The 15,885-nt window shown below is 53.5% G+C and carries 14 protein-coding genes; 9 read left to right on the forward strand and 5 right to left on the reverse strand.

Annotated features, from left to right (window positions below):
- Positions 1–127 precede the first annotated feature (127 nt).
- Positions 128–1,012, forward strand: a complete 885-nt coding sequence (locus tag INT19_RS14220) for an ion transporter (protein WP_193061255.1) — start codon at positions 128–130, stop codon at positions 1,010–1,012.
- A gap of 16 nt (positions 1,013–1,028) precedes the next feature.
- On the forward strand, positions 1,029–2,735 hold the full coding sequence (leuA, locus tag INT19_RS14225; RefSeq protein ID WP_193061256.1) for a 2-isopropylmalate synthase: 1,707 nt from the start codon (positions 1,029–1,031) through the stop codon (positions 2,733–2,735).
- Positions 2,736–2,834: 99 nt separating this feature from the next.
- On the opposite strand, the gene epmB is transcribed toward leuA, so the two are convergent.
- Positions 2,835–3,857 (reverse strand): EF-P beta-lysylation protein EpmB, encoded by a 1,023-nt coding sequence (gene epmB, locus INT19_RS14230; protein WP_193061257.1) that lies wholly within the window; start codon positions 3,855–3,857, stop codon positions 2,835–2,837.
- A 119-nt stretch (positions 3,858–3,976) separates the two neighbouring features.
- On the opposite strand from epmB, the gene efp reads away from it, so the two are divergent.
- Both efp and epmA read left to right on the forward strand, forming a co-directional pair.
- Positions 3,977–4,543 carry an elongation factor P gene (gene efp, locus INT19_RS14235; protein WP_009721928.1) on the forward strand — a complete coding sequence of 189 codons (567 nt, stop codon included), beginning with the start codon at positions 3,977–3,979 and terminating at the stop codon, positions 4,541–4,543.
- Between the two features lie 117 nt (positions 4,544–4,660).
- Complete coding sequence (epmA, locus tag INT19_RS14240; protein ID WP_193061258.1) at positions 4,661–5,641, forward strand: EF-P lysine aminoacylase EpmA; 981 nt, start codon at positions 4,661–4,663, stop codon at positions 5,639–5,641.
- 17 nt (positions 5,642–5,658) lie between these two features.
- Here epmA and asd read toward each other — a convergent pair whose 3' ends face one another.
- The 3 genes from asd to rsgA are packed head-to-tail and all read right to left on the reverse strand — an operon-like array spanning position 5,659 to position 8,418.
- Positions 5,659–6,492, reverse strand: a complete 834-nt coding sequence (asd, locus tag INT19_RS14245) for an archaetidylserine decarboxylase (RefSeq protein WP_193061259.1) — start codon at positions 6,490–6,492, stop codon at positions 5,659–5,661.
- 10 nt (positions 6,493–6,502) lie between these two features.
- Entirely contained in the window at positions 6,503–7,345 is an 843-nt protein-coding gene (locus INT19_RS14250) for a sulfurtransferase (RefSeq protein WP_193061260.1), read from the reverse strand.
- Between the two features lie 53 nt (positions 7,346–7,398).
- Complete coding sequence (gene rsgA, locus INT19_RS14255) at positions 7,399–8,418, reverse strand: small ribosomal subunit biogenesis GTPase RsgA (protein ID WP_038485630.1); 1,020 nt, start codon at positions 8,416–8,418, stop codon at positions 7,399–7,401.
- A gap of 146 nt (positions 8,419–8,564) precedes the next feature.
- Between rsgA and orn the strand changes: the two genes are divergently transcribed.
- Positions 8,565–9,158, forward strand: coding sequence for an oligoribonuclease (gene orn / locus INT19_RS14260; RefSeq protein ID WP_193061261.1), 594 nt, complete (start codon positions 8,565–8,567; stop codon positions 9,156–9,158).
- Between the two features lie 18 nt (positions 9,159–9,176).
- Here the strand turns inward: orn and queG are convergent, their stop codons facing one another.
- Positions 9,177–10,289 carry a tRNA epoxyqueuosine(34) reductase QueG gene (gene queG, locus INT19_RS14265; RefSeq protein WP_193061262.1) on the reverse strand — a complete coding sequence of 371 codons (1,113 nt, stop codon included), beginning with the start codon at positions 10,287–10,289 and terminating at the stop codon, positions 9,177–9,179.
- A gap of 95 nt (positions 10,290–10,384) precedes the next feature.
- Between queG and INT19_RS14270 the strand changes: the two genes are divergently transcribed.
- Genes INT19_RS14270 through mutL form a run of 4 tightly spaced genes read left to right on the forward strand, consistent with a single transcriptional unit; the run spans position 10,385 to position 15,864 of the window.
- Positions 10,385–11,878: an NAD(P)H-hydrate dehydratase gene (locus INT19_RS14270; RefSeq protein ID WP_193061263.1), complete on the forward strand. Its 1,494-nt coding sequence runs from the start codon at positions 10,385–10,387 to the stop codon at positions 11,876–11,878.
- Between the two features lie 11 nt (positions 11,879–11,889).
- Positions 11,890–12,387, forward strand: a complete 498-nt coding sequence (gene tsaE, locus INT19_RS14275) for a tRNA (adenosine(37)-N6)-threonylcarbamoyltransferase complex ATPase subunit type 1 TsaE (protein WP_193061264.1) — start codon at positions 11,890–11,892, stop codon at positions 12,385–12,387.
- A 50-nt stretch (positions 12,388–12,437) separates the two neighbouring features.
- Positions 12,438–13,907, forward strand: a complete 1,470-nt coding sequence (locus tag INT19_RS14280) for an N-acetylmuramoyl-L-alanine amidase (protein WP_446719029.1) — start codon at positions 12,438–12,440, stop codon at positions 13,905–13,907.
- A gap of 22 nt (positions 13,908–13,929) precedes the next feature.
- Positions 13,930–15,864, forward strand: coding sequence for a DNA mismatch repair endonuclease MutL (mutL, locus tag INT19_RS14285; protein ID WP_442311223.1), 1,935 nt, complete (start codon positions 13,930–13,932; stop codon positions 15,862–15,864).
- Positions 15,865–15,885: the final 21 nt, after the last annotated feature.

A 15,885-nucleotide genomic window follows, 5' to 3' on the forward strand; every position in this document is an offset into this window, starting at 1 on the left:
CCAAGGTGGCAATCGCTACCTGGGTGGCGGAGATACTTCAAGTGAAACAACAGGATATCACTTGTATAGTAAGTACGTGATTTTAGTATAAAGTGATGCCGTTAACCGTTTAGAGACTCCCTGTTCCATGAGTGAACCATTCAATACCTGGCAAGCCCGCTTCGAAAAGCTGCGCTCGAACAAGCTGTTTGAAGGCGCCGTGATTTCCATCATTGTGATTTCTGCCTTGGTAATAGGCGCGAAAACCTATGAGGAAACCTCCCGAATAGAGCAGTGGCTGCTTTATCTTGATATCGCCGTAACCGTGTTCTTTCTGATTGAGATTTTGATCAGAATGGCAGCCGAGCGCAACTTAGTCAGCTTTTTTAAGAAGGGTTGGAATGTTTTCGATTTTCTGATAGTGACCGCTAGCCTTATCCCCATGGACGACTCGGAGATGGTACTGCTGGCACGTTTGCTGCGAATTTTCCGTGTTTTGCGCTTGGTGTCGATGATTCCTGAGCTACAAATGTTGCTGGGAGCGTTGGTGAAGTCGGTCCCCCGGATGGGCTATGTCGTACTGCTGATGTTTATCATCTTTTATATCTATGCTGCTCTGGGTAGCTTTTTATTCCATAACGTTGACGACTTTTTATGGGGTAACATTTCCGTAGCGATGCTCACGCTGTTTCGCATCGCTACGTTTGAAGATTGGACTGACGTCATGTATGCCACCCAAGAGGTCTATGCTTGGAGTTGGATCTATTATTTGACGTTTATATTCCTTACCGCGTTTATTTTCCTCAATATGATGATTGGTATCGTGCTCGATGTTATGCAAAAGGAGAGTGCGCAGATGGAGTTGGATAGCGGTGAGGGAGATTCTGCTCAGCTTCAAGCGTTGCGTAGCGACGTGCATACGTTAAAAGCGCAGCTTGATCGTATGGAGGCTGCCATGGCCCATAAAGGCACTCCATCAACTTCAAGTGACCAAACCGACCAACCTAATACAGGGTTGCCAAAAACAGATTAACGACAGGAGCGACGTCATGATGTTGTCCGATCCCTCTAAAAAATATCGCCCCTTCGTGGCCGTTGAATTGCCTGACCGCCTCTGGCCTAGCCAGCGAATCGACATGCCCCCGATTTGGTGCAGTGTAGATTTGCGTGATGGCAATCAGTCGTTAATCGATCCCATGGATCAAGAGCGCAAACAGCGTTTGTTTGATCTACTGCTGAACGTTGGTTTTAAAGAGATTGAGGTGGGCTTCCCATCGGCATCACAAACTGATTTCGACTTTGTCCGCTCGTTGATTGAGCAAGATAAAATTCCTGATGATGTGACGATTCAAGTGCTGACTCAGGCGCGCCCGCATTTAATTGAACGCACGTTCGAAGCCCTTAAAGGCGCTAAAAACGCCATTGTGCACGTCTACAATGCCACCGACCCGATGTTTCGGCGGGTAGTGTTTAATGTAGATAAAACAGAGTGCGTGCAGATCGCCGTTGATGCAACGGCGCAAATCCGCGATTTAATGGCCGCTAATCCAGAGACTCACTGGACCTTCCAGTACTCGCCTGAACTATTCACCACCACGGAGATGGACTTTGCGGTGGAAATTGTCGAAGCGGTGATGGATACCTTCGGGCCTAGCATTGATAACCGGATGATTGTTAACTTACCGGCCACCGTAGAAGTCGCAACACCCAATAACTATGCTGATCAAATTGAGTGGTTCTGTCGCCATGTTAAAAAGCGCGATACGCTGATTGTCAGTGTGCATCCGCATAATGACCGCGGTACTGGCGTGGCGGCGGCAGAATTGACGCTAATGGCCGGTGCTGACCGGGTGGAAGGTACGCTGTTTGGCAATGGCGAGCGTACTGGTAACGTGGATATCGTGACGCTTGCGATGAACCTTTATACTCAAGGCGTTCACCCGAACCTAGACTTCTCCAACATTACGCCCATTATGCGCGAGGTCGAGTACTGCAATCAGTTACCCGTCCACCCACGCCATCCCTACGTCGGCGATTTAGTATTTACGGCGTTTTCAGGCTCGCATCAGGATGCGATTAAAAAAGGCATGGCAGATCGTCGTGCTCATCCTGAGGCGCCTTGGGATGTACCCTATTTACCTATTGACCCGCTGGATGTGGGGCGTAGCTATGAAGCAGTAATTCGTGTTAACAGTCAGTCTGGAAAAGGCGGTATTTCCTATCTGCTGGAACAGGAGCACGGCATTGAACTGCCGCGCAGACTGTCGATCGAGTTTAGCCAAGTCGTGCAAGAAGTCGCTGACCGCACTGGGCGCGAAATTACCTCACAAATGATTTACCAGGCGTTTGCTGATGAGTACCTGGAGCAGCATTCGCCGCTGGCGCTGATAAGTCATCGCCTTTCCTCTGAGCCAGAAAGCCCAAAAGTTGCGCTTGAAGCGATACTGGAAAGCGGAGGTGAGCGCCAAACGCTAACTGGTGAGGGCAACGGCCCCTTGGCCGCGTTTGTGAAAGCGCTGGTGGCCAGCGGTCAGGAGGTAGAAATAATTGATTACCATGAGCACTCCCGCGGACAAGGGGCCGATGCCGAAGCAATCGCCTATGTTGAGGTGCGCATTGATGGCAAAGCCGTGTTTGGTGTCGGCAGCGACGAAAGCATCACCAGCGCGTCGATGAAAGGTGTGCTCAGCGCCATTAACCGTCATCACTCCACCCAAGCGCCGGCTGCCAATGTGACTGCAGAAACGCTAGGCTAAATCACTCGGCTTGAAGTGATTGCTAGCAGACCTATAAGGAGGCGTTGGCCTCCTTATCGTTAGCTAATGTGGTGGTGACAGCTAGCATGGTTATGGGAACTACAGCGGCGTCTTGCTAGTCTTGCCAGGCACTTCGCGCACTAAGCGGGGCATCAAGAAGCCTGGCAAGTGTTCAAGTAACTGCTTAACCAGTGCTTTGGCTTCCTCATCGGGGACGTCAAAATGGGCGGCACCTTGCACGGGGTCGACCACATGCAAATAGTAGGGCAATACGCCCGCTTCAAACAGGCGTTCGGACAGAGTCGCCAAGGTGCTGACGCTATCGTTTATTCCGCGTAGTAACACGCTTTGGTTGAGCAGCGTTACACCTGCTTGCTTTAAGCGTGTGCAGGCATCAATGACCGCTTGGTCAATCTCATTGGCGTGGTTAATATGCAGTACCATGACTTTTTGCAAGCGTGTCGCCGCTAGCCAGTCAAGAAGTGCATCATCAACCCGGTCGGGGATCACTACGGGTAGACGTGTATGAATGCGCAGCCGCTTGAGATGCGGAATATTTTCAAGCTGCTCCACCAGCCACGCCAGCTGACGATCGTTGGCGGCCAACGGGTCACCGCCAGAAAGAATCGCTTCATGAAGGGTGGTGTCGGCGCGCAGGTAGTCCAGTGCTTCCTGCCACTGCGCTCTGGAAGGAGAGTTGTCACTGTAGGGAAAATGGCGCCGGAAGCAGTAGCGGCAGTTGATTGCACAGTTAGGGCTGGCAATTAACAGCACGCGGCCAGCGTACTTATGAATGAGCCCCTTAACAGGCTGATGCTCTGCTTCTTCTAGCGGGTCGGTGACGTAACCTTGCGGTGTTGAGGCTTCATCGCTTACCGGCAGTACTTGGCGGAGCAGAGGGTCATTGGGGTCGTTGGGGTCAATGCGCGTAAGATAGGCGTCGGGAACACAGATCTCAAACAGCTGGTGCCCAGTGGAAGCACCAGGTAGCCAGCTGTCGTCCAAGTTTAAGCGCTTGCACAAAGTGGCTGGGTCGCGAATCGCTTGGGAAAGCTGCCGCTGCCATGACGCGTAAATCTGGGTAGACGGGCGCTTATCAGCGATAATAATGTTCTCCTGCAAAAAAGCCCTCCTTCGGGTTATCATGCGCGCACTTATTAGACGACGCTTACAACGACATTATCAACGGCGAAGCATGGCTTCGCGCACTATGTTACTGAAATAAAACACTGAGAGGCATCATGGCGAACTATTCTACCAATGAATTCAAAGGCGGTTTGAAAGTAATGCTCGACGGAGATCCTTGTTCTATCGTCGAGAACGAACTGGTCAAGCCAGGCAAGGGGCAGGCATTTAACCGCGTTAAGCTACGCAACCTGATGACTGGCCGTGTTGGCGAGCGTACTTTCAAATCCGGTGACTCACTGGAAGGTGCCGATGTCATGGATTTGGAGATGGAATATCTCTACACCGACGGCGACATGTGGCACTTCATGAAGACGGATGGTTCCTTCGAGCAGTACGCCGTTGAAAAGAAAGCGTTGGGCGATACTGAAAAATGGCTCAAGGAGCAGGTGCCTTATATTATTACGCTTTGGAACGATAAAGCGATTTCCGTTACACCACCCAACTTCATTGAACTGGAAGTGGTTGAGACGGATCCAGGTTTGAAAGGTGACACTGCCCAGGGCGGTTCTAAGCCTGCCACACTTTCATCCGGTGCGGTTGTGCGCGTACCGTTGTTTATCAACCAGGGTGAAGTGCTGAAGATTGATACGCGCTCTGGCGACTATGTTTCTCGAGCATAAGTGTTTCTCGAGCATAAGCACTGCCGAGTGACCGGTAGTTAGTTAGCCGCGAAAGCATCTACTTTATAAAGCCACGTGATGACCATGCGTGGCTTTATAGCATTGGAGGGGACGTAAATGACGGCTAGCTGGCAGCCAACGGCAAGTATCGAAACGTTGCGCGAGCGTGCGCGCTTACTCGCTGGGGTGCGTACATTTTTTGCTGAGCGGGATGTGCTGGAGGTGGAAACACCGGTGTTGGGGCAGGGTGGCAGCACCGATGTGCACTTAGTCTCGCTGTCTAGCATGGCGCGTACTGATAAAGGCCAGCGTAGGCTATGGCTACAAACGTCGCCCGAGTTTCATATGAAGCGCCTGCTGGCCGCAGGTAGTGGGTCGATATTTCAACTAGCTAAAAGTTTTCGTGATGGTGAAATTGGCAGCCGCCATAATATTGAATTCACTATGCTTGAGTGGTACCGCCCAGGGTTTACCCTGGCACAGCTGATTGATGAGACGACCACGCTGGTTGCTAACGTGCTGCCGAGTTTTGCAGGCCCTGTGGTGCACTATCGTTACCGTGAGCTGTTTCATACCTACTTAGCGGTAGACCCCTTCACGACGTCTATTGAGACATTGCGTACGTTGGCTGCAGAGCGTGGCCAGATGTCGGCAAATGCGCTAACAGAAGAGAGTCGCGATACTTGTCTCGACCTGTTAATGAGCATGGTAATTGAACCAACGCTTGGCCAAAACGAACTGAGTGTTGTGTTGGATTATCCCGCCAGCCAAGCGGCCTTGGCGCGCCGCCATCAAGACGCAGATGGTGAGTGGGTAGCCTCTCGCTTTGAGCTTTATATCAACGGTGTCGAGCTGGCAAATGGCTATGATGAGCTGGTTGATGCTGAGGAGCAGCGGCTGCGTTTCAGTGAGGATAATGCCGAGCGCCGCCGTTTAGGTTTATCTGAAGTGGATATTGATGAGCAGTTGCTCGCAGCGCTAGATCATGGAATGCCTGCAAGCGCGGGGGTGGCATTGGGCATGGATCGGCTTATTCAGCTGGCGCTGGGTAAAGCACGCCTGGAAGACGTGCTTACATTTTCAACAGCTAACTGTTAGCACTAATGTCTCGCGTTTTAAGGCTCGCCCAGTGTTTGGCCCATTTGTACCTTGGCGCCTAGCGGGTTGTCTTCAAAAGTCACCGGCTTGGCAAAGCACATCACCACCGTTGAGCCCAGTTTGAAGCGGCCCATTTCAGCGCCTTTTTCAAGCGTGATTGGTTGCCCGAAACGCATGCGCTGAGGGTGTCCTGAAAGCGGCGTCACTTGGCCTGCCCAGACAGTCTCGATAGCCGCGACGATCATTGCACCTACCAATACCATGGCCATTGGGCCGTGCTCGGTATCGAAAATACACACCAGTCGCTCGTTACGCGCAAACAGCCCTGGCACGTAGTTAGCGGTTGCTTGGTTGACCGAGAAGAGCCGCCCTGGCACATAAATCATCTCGCGCAGGGTGCCTGTAACCGGCATATGTACCCGGTGGTAATCTCGAGGAGAGAGGTAAACAGTCGCAAAACTGCCGCCCATAAACTCTTCGGCTAGCGCGCTGTCGCCCCCTAGCAGGGTTTGGGCAGAAAACGTGTGGCCTTTCGCCTGTACTAACTGACCTGCCTGTAAACGCCCGAACTGTGACAGGGTGCCATCAGCAGGGCTTAGCAGACCTGCTCCCAAGGGGCGGGCATCGGCTTTCAAAGCGCGGGTGAAAAAGTCATTAAACGTTGCATAAGCGGTGGGGTCTGGCTCCAGCGCTTGGCTCATGTCCACATCAAAACGTTTGATAAACGCCTTAATTAACCTGTTCTTCACCTCGGGAGTATCGCACTGGGCGAGCTTGCCTGTTAAACGCGAAAGCGCATGGTGGGGGAGCGGGTACTGAATTAGGGAAAACGCTTTTTGGGAAACAGTCACAGTCGTATCTTCACTTCTCAATCGGTGTGTCGTCGCGGTTGCCCCATTCGCCCCAAGAGCCCGCATAACCACGTATATTAAAACCCAGCGCTTTCCCGACTAACCACGTGAAGCTGCTGCGGTGATGGCTTTGGCAGTGAGTAGCAATTTCCATATCGGGCGTTAGGCCGAGTGCACCTAGTTCGGTCATTAGCTCAGCGTAATCGCGGATGCGAAGTGCGCGATTGCGATCCATGGCGTTGAGCCAGTCCATGTTGACCGCTCCCGGAATATGACCAAGGTACTTATTGTTGCCTTTTTCACCATCAAACTCGCCTTTAGAGCGAGCATCCCAAACGGCGAACTGTTTATCTGCGAGCTTTTGTTTGATTTCGTCGCAGGTGATTAAGGCGTGCGGGTTTAAGATCTCCGCTCGGTACTCGCTTGGTGTTGGTGCGGTGGATTCAGTGCTTTCTGCCAAGCCGGAATCTCTCCAGGCATGGATGCCGCCATTCAAATAGGAGTAACGGGTGTGGCCGATTAGTTCCAGTGTCCATAGCAGTCGTGCCGCCCAGCCGCCGCCTTCATCATCATAAGCGACGACGTGAGTATCCCGGGTTAGGCCAAGCGCGCTGAACAGTCGTGAGAGAAATTCAGTGCTCGGCACATCGTTAGGCACCGGTCCTTCGCCACGCATTAGGTAGCGAAAATCCAGGTAAATAGCACCCGGTACATGGCCTTGGCGATAGCTATCGCCATTCACTGGCACATCGATAATTAGCAGCTGTGGATTGTCCAGGTGTTCTTGAAGCTGCTCGGGCTCAACAATCAGCGGCAGTAGGTTGGTTTCCGATGAATGGCTAGCGGTGCTCATTGACAGCTCCCTATGCTTAGCAATTGATATATCAGGCATCTAGCTAATGAAAATTATGCGTTTAAGCTATCGAGAATGCGCCGATAGCTGGCAAAACGTTCTGGATGAATCTTGCCTGCCTCGACGGCTTCTAGTAAAGCGCAGCCTGGCTCGTTGCGGTGGCGGCAATCTCGGAAGCGGCAATGGCCAATGAACGGATGAAACTCAATAAATCCATCGGTCACTTCCTGTTCATCAAGATGGATCAAGCCAAACTCGCGAATACCCGGTGAATCAATGAGCTCGCCGTCAGTCACTTCGTCACTACTCATCGCATAAAGCCGAGCGGTGGTGGTGGTATGGGTGCCTTTACGCGAATCTTCTGACAGAGCGCCAATGCGCAAAGTTTCATCGGGTAGCAGAAGATCAATCAGTGATGATTTGCCCACGCCACTCTGACCGACAAACACAGAGGTTCGCCCTTCAAGCTGCTGGCGTAGATCATCTAAGCCAGCTTCATTAGCAGTGGTGGTGCGCACCACGGTGTAGCCCAGAGAGTGATAGCGCTCAAGCAATTCTCCCAGTTTGCCACCGTCTTCTGGTAGCAAATCGGTTTTGTTGAGCACCAGTACGGGGGCAATACCTGTTGCTTCGGCAGCGACCAAATAACGGTCAATCAAATTGGGGTGAGGAGCGGGCTCTACCGCAAAGACGATCAGCAATTGATCGATGTTGGCCGCCACAGGCTTAAGCTGGCCCCGCGGGTCTGGGCGCTTTAGCACGCTGTCGCGCTCCTCGCGGGCCACGACGACGCCAGAGCCATCCTGGCCTGCTCGCCAAATCACCCGGTCGCCGGTGACCAAGCCATCTAGGTTGGCACGAAGGTGGCAACGCACGGGCGTACCGTCAGCATCGCGCACTTCTAGTGTTCGCCCGAAGTGAGCCATAACTCGGCCTGGTTGTTCGGCACCATATTCGCCAGCGGCAAGTTTTTCAGCGTCTTTCACATCACGCTTTTCAGCACGTTGGGCACGTTCCGCTTGGACTTTATCGACTCGCCACTGTTGCTGGCGACTTAATTTACGTTTGCTCATGACCACCTGATGCTCGGTACAATAGTGGCATTGTACTCACCTGGGCAGTCTACTGTCCTGTATTGGGTGCTGGTTAGGGCAATATAAGCCACACTTTAACTCTAATCGCCGTATTAAGTGGCGGTACTGGCCAAGGAATGAATGTAATGAGCGAGCAAACTGCTGACAACGCCACTCCGCGAGATGATTTGCTAGTGTGGATAGACTTGGAAATGACCGGTCTGGATCCAAACAAAGAGCGCATCATTGAAGTGGCCACATTGATTACCGATGCCGATTTAAACGTCGTAGCGGAAGGGCCGGTGATTGCGGTGAAGCAGCCTGATAGCCAGCTGGCACAAATGGATGACTGGAATCAGAAGACCCACGGGGAGAGTGGGCTGGTTGCGCGCGTCAAAGCGAGCACCGTGACTACTGCTGAGGCCGAGCAGCAAACGCTCGATTTTCTTCGCCACTATGTGGTGTCTGGCTCCTCGCCTATGTGTGGCAATAGCATTCACCAGGACCGGCGTTTCCTGGAGCGTGAAATGCCGGATCTTTGGGCGTTTTTCCATTACCGTAATTTGGACGTATCGACCGTTAAGGAGTTGGCAAAACGCTGGAATCCAGGTGCCTTAGCAGGATTTAAAAAGCAGAATGTCCATCTGGCGATGGATGACATCAAGGAGTCGATTGCCGAGTTAGCTCACTATCGCAGTACGTTCTTACGCCTCGAAACGGTAACAGACGAAGAGGAGTGAGGTAGTTTAGAGAAGTGGCTATGCGCCGTCAGTGGCAATTTTTGCACCGCGCTTGAGGCGCTGCTCCTCAAGCGCCCAAGCAACGTGCTCACGTACTAAACTGCTGGGATAGGCTCTTCTTGCCCACAAGGCTGCCTCTACCGCGCGACTCCAGGGTGCATTGCCCAGGCCGATGGCGAGATTGCGCAGCCAGCGTTCGTAGCCTATACGCCGAATGGGGCTGCCTGCTGTTTTATCCAAAAATTCGTCTTCTCCCCAAGCAAACAGGCTAAGGAGGTCGGCGCGGTCAAGGTCATGGCGCGGCGCAAAGTTATCTTCCTGGGTAACGCGGGTGAAGCGAGTGAAAGGACACACCAATTGGCAGTCGTCGCAACCGTAAATACGGTTGCCCATGGCGCGGCGAAACTCCGTGGGTATCGCGCCATGCAGTTCAATAGTGAGATAAGAGATGCATTTGCGCGAGTCGACGACCTTGTCATCTACAATGGCACCGGTTGGGCAGGCGGTGCGACAGGCGTTACAGCTGCCACAGTGTTCCTGAGTAAACGGTGCATCAATAGGAAGCGGCAAGTCGGTATACAGCTCGCCGAGGAAAAAAAGCGAGCCCGCCTTGGGATTGAGTAGCATGGCATTTTTACCAAACCAGCCAAGGCCTGCTTTTTGCGCTAAGGCGCGCTCCATAACGGGCGCTGAGTCGACAAATGCGCGATAACCAAACGCGCCGACTTGCTGCTCGATTTTTTTAGCTAGTTGCGCCAAACGTTTGCGCATTAATTTATGATAGTCGCGCCCCAGTGCGTAGCGTGAAACATAGGCACGGCTAGGTTGGCCCAGCACTTTTGTACTTTCTACTTCAGCGGGTAAGTAGTCCATGCGCACGCTGATAACTCGCTGGGTGCCGGGTTCAAGCTCCTCCGGGCGGGTGCGCTTGGTACCATGTTTCGCCATAAAGCTCATGTCACCGTGGTGACCTTTTTCAAGCCAAGTAGCTAGGTGTTTTTCATGAGCTGCTAGCTGAGTGTCTGTAATACCTACTTGCTGAAAACCTAACTCTCGACCCCATGTTTTGATTAGGGCCGCAAGATGCGTTAAGTCATCATCAGATAGTGAAAAGGTGGTGGAGTTTTGCATGGTAAATCAACGGTAGCGCGTTAAGCGCGCTATGCTAACGCATAAGTGGTTATCAACCTACTAGCGCCCAACTGTCACCAGATTAAGGAGAGATCGTGCCCACGTTAAGTACTTCCTCGCTACGCCCCCTTTATACAGCGGCTCAAGTGCGTGAGCTTGATCGGCGTACGATTGCCGGCGGCATTGAAAGTTTTGCCTTGATGCAGCGAGCAGCCTCCAGTGCATGGCACAGTTTCCGCTCCCGCTGGCCGCATGCACGAAGCGTGACAGTGCTGTGTGGTAGCGGTAATAACGGGGGTGATGGCCATGTGCTTGCTGCGTTGGCCATGCAGTCCGGGCTTAAAGTGCAACGCATCTCACTTAGGCCTTTCGAGGCGCTGACGGGGGATGTCGCCCGCGCTGCCGAACTGGCATCGGCGGCGGGCGTTGGTTTGGACCAGTGGCAGTCAAACACCACCTTGGCTGGCGAAGTGATTGTTGATGCACTGCTCGGCACCGGGCTGTCGGGTGATGTTGCCGGAGAAATAAGGCCGGTGATTGAAGCGATCAATACGTCGCATCAACCGGTGTTGGCGTTGGATATTCCCTCTGGAATCTCGGCAGACACAGGTGCCGTCATGGGGCTGGCTGTCAATGCAGCCTGCACGGTGACGTTTATAGGTGACAAAATTGGCCTGCATACAGGCGATGCACCTGCTTATACCGGCGAAATTGACTTCCGCCCGTTAGGTGTCAAGGCGCAAGCATTCTTTGATATACCGCCCAGCGCATGGCGTTTGGACGATGAGCTTTTGGGGGAGGTGTTCACGCCGCGTTCCCGTATTAGCCATAAAGGTGACCTGGGGCATGTCGTGGTAATGGGAGGCGCACCAGGGTTTGGTGGTGCAGCGTTGCTCGCTTCTCAAGCGGCCGCGCGTTTAGGCGCCGGTAAGGTCAGCTTGGCAACGGCACCTGAGCATGTGACTGCTAGTTTGATGCGCTGTCCTGAAGTAATGGCCCATGGTATTCGCGGTGGCGCCGATGCAGGCCAACTGCCTTCCCAGGCAGATGTGATTGTTGTTGGGCCGGGGCTGGGGCAAGAGGCCTGGGGGCAAGCGATACTGCAGAGTGCCTTGCAATTAGACGTGCCATTAATTGTTGATGCGGACGCACTCAACCTGTTGGCTAGTCGCTGGCCTGATGAGCGTCGTGATAATTGGGTATTAACACCGCACCCGGGTGAGGCGGCTCGGTTGCTAGGCTGTTCCGTCGCGGATGTTCAAGCAGATCGCCCAGCGGCTGCCCGAGCCTTGCAGCGAGCGCGGGGCGGCGTTGTGATTTTAAAGGGGGCAGGTAGCTTAGTGGCTGGCCCCAGCGGGTTAGTAATATGCCCCTATGGCAATCCTGGTATGGCCAGCGGCGGCATGGGGGATGTGCTGAGCGGTATGCTAGGTACACTGGTTGCCCAAAGCGACAACATGGAGCGCGGGGCATGGCTTGGGGTGATGGTGCATGCGCTGGCAGGCGATGAAGCAGCTAAAGCAACGGGTGAACGTGGCTTGCTGGCAAGTGATCTGGCATCCTATGCACGAGTGTTAATTAACCCGTGAAGGCGGCCTACATGCAAGTGCAATTGAATAATGAAGTGTCTCACGTTGCCTTTGGTGAGGCATTAGGGCAGGCGCTGCAAGGTCACGGGCGTGTTTATTTAGAGGGCGACTTAGGCGCAGGAAAAACAACATTGACGCGTGGTATATTGCGAGCTTATGGCTACCAGGGGGCGGTTAAAAGCCCTACTTATACTCTGGTAGAACCCTACGAACTGGGGGCGCAGCGCATTTATCATTTAGATCTGTATCGTTTAGCAGATCCTGAAGAGCTTGAGTTTATCGGCGGGCGAGATGTGCTTGCCGATGACGCGCTCTGTTTAATTGAGTGGCCGAGCCGAGGTGAGGGTTGGCTCCCCGCGCCAGATTTGCGAGTGGCGCTGGAGGTAGCTGATCCTGGTCGCTTGGTTACGCTAACCGCAGAAACTGACTTGGGTGAACGGGTGATCAGCGAGATGGTTAGCAAGCATGGCAGTGAACAGCTTGAAAGTGGTGTGATTCAATGGCTATAAACAGCGCACTAAACTATCTGGCACGCAATGTGTCGTTTGGCTGTGTTCTTATGGTGGCAGGCGTGTCATCGCTGCAAGCGGCAACGGTAGAGAGCATGCGGTTGTGGGCGGCTCCTGATCATGCGCGTTTGGTGTTTGATTTGACGGCAGCAGCAAACGCTAATGTATTTTCCCTTGAGAACCCGTCGCGGTTAGTCATTGATCTTGATGAAAGTCATTTAGATACCGATGTGTCCACACTACCGCTGGACGGTAGTGCCATTGATGAAGTAAGAACAGGCATTCGAGACGGCGGTGGGCTTCGCGTTGTTCTGGAGCTGAATCGTGACATATCCCCGCGTCACTTTACGTTGCCGCCAAATGATCAGTATGGGCATCGTTTGGTGGTCGATCTTGAGTACCCTGGCGAGAGCGCGGTTGAGAACCCCATTGATCCGATAGAGGCGATGATTCGTGATCAAGAAATACTTGCCCAACGAGCAAATACGCAGGCCCAAGCCCAAGCCCAAGCCCAAGCCCAAGCTCAGTCTCAAGGGCAGTCTCAGTCTCAAGAGCAAGGATCGTACGAAGTACCATCACCCCAGCAGCAGCCACCTGTCGAGGTTCAGCCCGCGCAGCCGCATCCGCAGCGAGATATTATTATCGCTATTGATGCAGGACATGGTGGTGAAGACCCTGGTGCCATAGGTCCTGCTGGAACCCGTGAGAAAGATGTAGTGCTGGAGATTGCACGACGTCTTGCCGGAGAGGTAAACGGTACGCGCGGCTTTAAAGCGGTGCTCATTCGCGATGGTGATTACTATTTGGGTCTGCGCCAGCGTACCCAGCTTGCTCGGGATCAGAAAGCCGACTTTTTTGTATCAATACATGCTGACGCGTTCACGAGCCCTAGGCCTCAGGGAAGCTCTGTTTATGCCCTTTCCCAGCGAGGAGCAACGTCAGAAACGGCTCAGTGGCTGGCGGATAGCGAAAATCGCTCCGACTTGATTGGTGGTGTTGACGGCAGCCTTTCTTTGCGTGACAAGGATCAAGTACTGCGAGGTGTGTTGCTAGACCTCACGATGACGGCAACGTTAAACGATTCGCTGTCGATTGGTGGTCAAGTGCTTGACCAATTAGGCCGTATCAACCGTCTCCATAAGTCTCGTGTTGAACAAGCCGGTTTCATGGTGCTGAAATCGCCCGATATTCCGTCGCTACTTATCGAAGTTGGCTTTATTTCTAACCCTGATGAAGAGCGTCGCCTGAGGGATCCGGTCCATCAGCGTGGGCTATCAACGGCTATTTTCAATGGTTTGCGTGATCACTTCGAGCGTAATCCGCCGCCAGCAAGTCTATTGGCGTGGCAGCGCGACAATCAGCGTCGACCGAGCGGTAACGAGTACCGTATCCAATCGGGAGATACATTGTCAGCTATTGCCGTACGCCATGGTGTGCCAGTGAATCAGCTGAAGCAGGCCAACGATATTAACGGTGACGTTATCCGTGTTGGCCAAGTGCTACGTATTCCACGTTCATGATCATAAGTTTCCGAGGTGACGGTTGTCTGAATTGATCTCTTCGCCTACGCGCATTCATGTACTTGATCCTCGTCTGGCAAACCAAATTGCCGCGGGGGAAGTTGTCGAGCGCCCTTCGTCAGTGACCAAGGAGCTGATTGAGAACGCCATTGATGCTGGCAGCCAGCGAGTTGAAGTGGAGATAGAGCAAGGCGGCGCTCGGCTTATTAAAGTGCGCGACGATGGTATTGGTATAGGTGAACAGGATTTGCCCCTGGCGCTTGCTCGTCATGCAACCAGCAAAATCAACAGCCTTGAAGATCTAGAGGGCGTGAGTTCGTTGGGCTTTCGTGGCGAAGCGTTGGCCTCGATCAGCTCTGTCTCACGGCTGGAGCTGATCTCTAATGCTGAAGAGGACCCCCGCCAAGGGTGGCGAGTCGTCGCCGAGGGGCGTGGTATGGAGGCGCGGGTAACGCCTGCGCCACACCCCCGTGGTACCAGTGTCGCGGTACGGGATCTGTTCTTTAATACCCCCGCGCGGCGCAAATTTTTACGCACCGAAAAAACAGAGTTTGCCCATGTTGAAGAAGCTTTTCGTCGCCAAGCGTTATCCCGCTACGACGTAGCTTGGGTGCTGCGCCATAATCAGAAAGTGGTGCATCAATTGCCACCAGGAGTGACGCCAGCCGCACGCGAGCGGCGCATTGCTTCTTTATTGGGTAAAAACTTTATTGAGCATGCTCGCTACATTGAACGTGAAGCGGGTGGGTTGCGTATTAGTGGCTGGGTCGGCTTGCCCACGCACTCTCGTTCTCAGGCGGATCAGCAGTACTTTTTTGTCAATGGCCGCGTCGTTCGTGACCGCTTGGTTGCCCATGCTGTTCGTCAGGCTTATCGCGACGTGTTGTATAACGGTCGTCATCCAGTATTTGTGCTTTACCTGGAACTTGACCCTGATGTCGTCGACGTCAACGTACATCCAACGAAGCATGAAGTGCGGTTTCGCGATGGTCGGATGGTGCACGACTTCCTTTACTCTAGCCTGCATCACTGCCTTGCTTCTTCTAAGCCTGCTGAAGAAGAACAGAGCACCCCTTATGGGCATGAAGGTGAAGTAGCAGAGGCGGGTGTCACGGGAAACGCCAATGAGGCCGATGTTCCGGCGCCCGCTCCCCGTTGGCAGCAGCAGGGTATGGCGCTATCAGACTCACCTGAACGCCATCCTGGGGCAGAGCGAGTGCGGCGTTTTATGCAGGGCTACCAGGCGCTGCATCCGGATCATGAAGAGTCGCTATTAACGCCGCAGCCGAGCGCGCCGAGCATTAATACATCAAAAGCGACAGAAGTGCGTGAGGTTCCGCAGGCGATGCCTGAGCATGATGCAACCTCAGCGCCGCCGTTGGGCTTTGCGCTAGGGCAGTTGCACGGTGTTTATATTTTGGCCCAAAACGCTCAAGGATTGGTGCTCGTAGACATGCACGCCGCTCACGAGCGGATCGTCTACGAGCGCATGAAAAACCAGCTGGCTGCTGCCGACGGGATTGATACACAGCCGTTGCTGGTGCCGGTTTCCCTGGCCGCCAGTCGCGCCGAAGTGGCAACCGCTGAAAGTGAGCGCGATGCTATTGCCCAGTTAGGCGTTGAGCTAGATGTGGCGGGGCCAGAAACCTTGTTAGTCCGGCAATTGCCAGCCCTTTTGGCTCAGGCAGATCCAGAAGCCCTGATACGTCAAATGCTCGAAGAGCTGTCGCGGTTTGGACGCACCCATCAGGTTGAAGCACGCATCCATGAGTTGCTGTCGACCATGGCATGCCATGGTAGTGTCCGTGCAAATAGACGCTTAACCATCGATGAAATGAACGCCTTGCTGCGGGATATGGAGCGCACTGAGCGAAGCGACCAGTGCAATCATGGCCGTCCAACCTGGACGCAAATGAGTATGAAAGCACTCGACCGCCTGTTCTTACGTGGACAGTAGCGGCGTGGTTAGTTAAGACAA

Source organism: Halomonas sp. 3A7M, assembly GCF_014897875.1.
In the GTDB taxonomy this organism is placed as follows: Bacteria; Pseudomonadota; Gammaproteobacteria; order Pseudomonadales; family Halomonadaceae; genus Vreelandella.

What these genes read in the sequence shown, in the direction of transcription:
- INT19_RS14220 (WP_193061255.1), top strand. Translation starts at nt 128, where the DNA reads ATGAGTGAACCATTCAATACCTGGCAAGCCCGCTTCGAAAAGCTGCGC.
- leuA (WP_193061256.1), top strand. Translation starts at nt 1,029, where the DNA reads ATGATGTTGTCCGATCCCTCTAAAAAATATCGCCCCTTCGTGGCCGTT.
- efp (WP_009721928.1), top strand. Translation starts at nt 3,977, where the DNA reads ATGGCGAACTATTCTACCAATGAATTCAAAGGCGGTTTGAAAGTAATG.
- epmA (WP_193061258.1), top strand. Translation starts at nt 4,661, where the DNA reads ATGACGGCTAGCTGGCAGCCAACGGCAAGTATCGAAACGTTGCGCGAG.
- INT19_RS14250 (WP_193061260.1), bottom strand. Translation starts at nt 7,345, where the DNA reads ATGAGCACCGCTAGCCATTCATCGGAAACCAACCTACTGCCGCTGATT.
- rsgA (WP_038485630.1), bottom strand. Translation starts at nt 8,418, where the DNA reads ATGAGCAAACGTAAATTAAGTCGCCAGCAACAGTGGCGAGTCGATAAA.
- orn (WP_193061261.1), top strand. Translation starts at nt 8,565, where the DNA reads ATGAGCGAGCAAACTGCTGACAACGCCACTCCGCGAGATGATTTGCTA.
- queG (WP_193061262.1), bottom strand. Translation starts at nt 10,289, where the DNA reads ATGCAAAACTCCACCACCTTTTCACTATCTGATGATGACTTAACGCAT.
- tsaE (WP_193061264.1), top strand. Translation starts at nt 11,890, where the DNA reads ATGCAAGTGCAATTGAATAATGAAGTGTCTCACGTTGCCTTTGGTGAG.
- INT19_RS14280 (WP_446719029.1), top strand. Translation starts at nt 12,438, where the DNA reads ATGGTGGCAGGCGTGTCATCGCTGCAAGCGGCAACGGTAGAGAGCATG.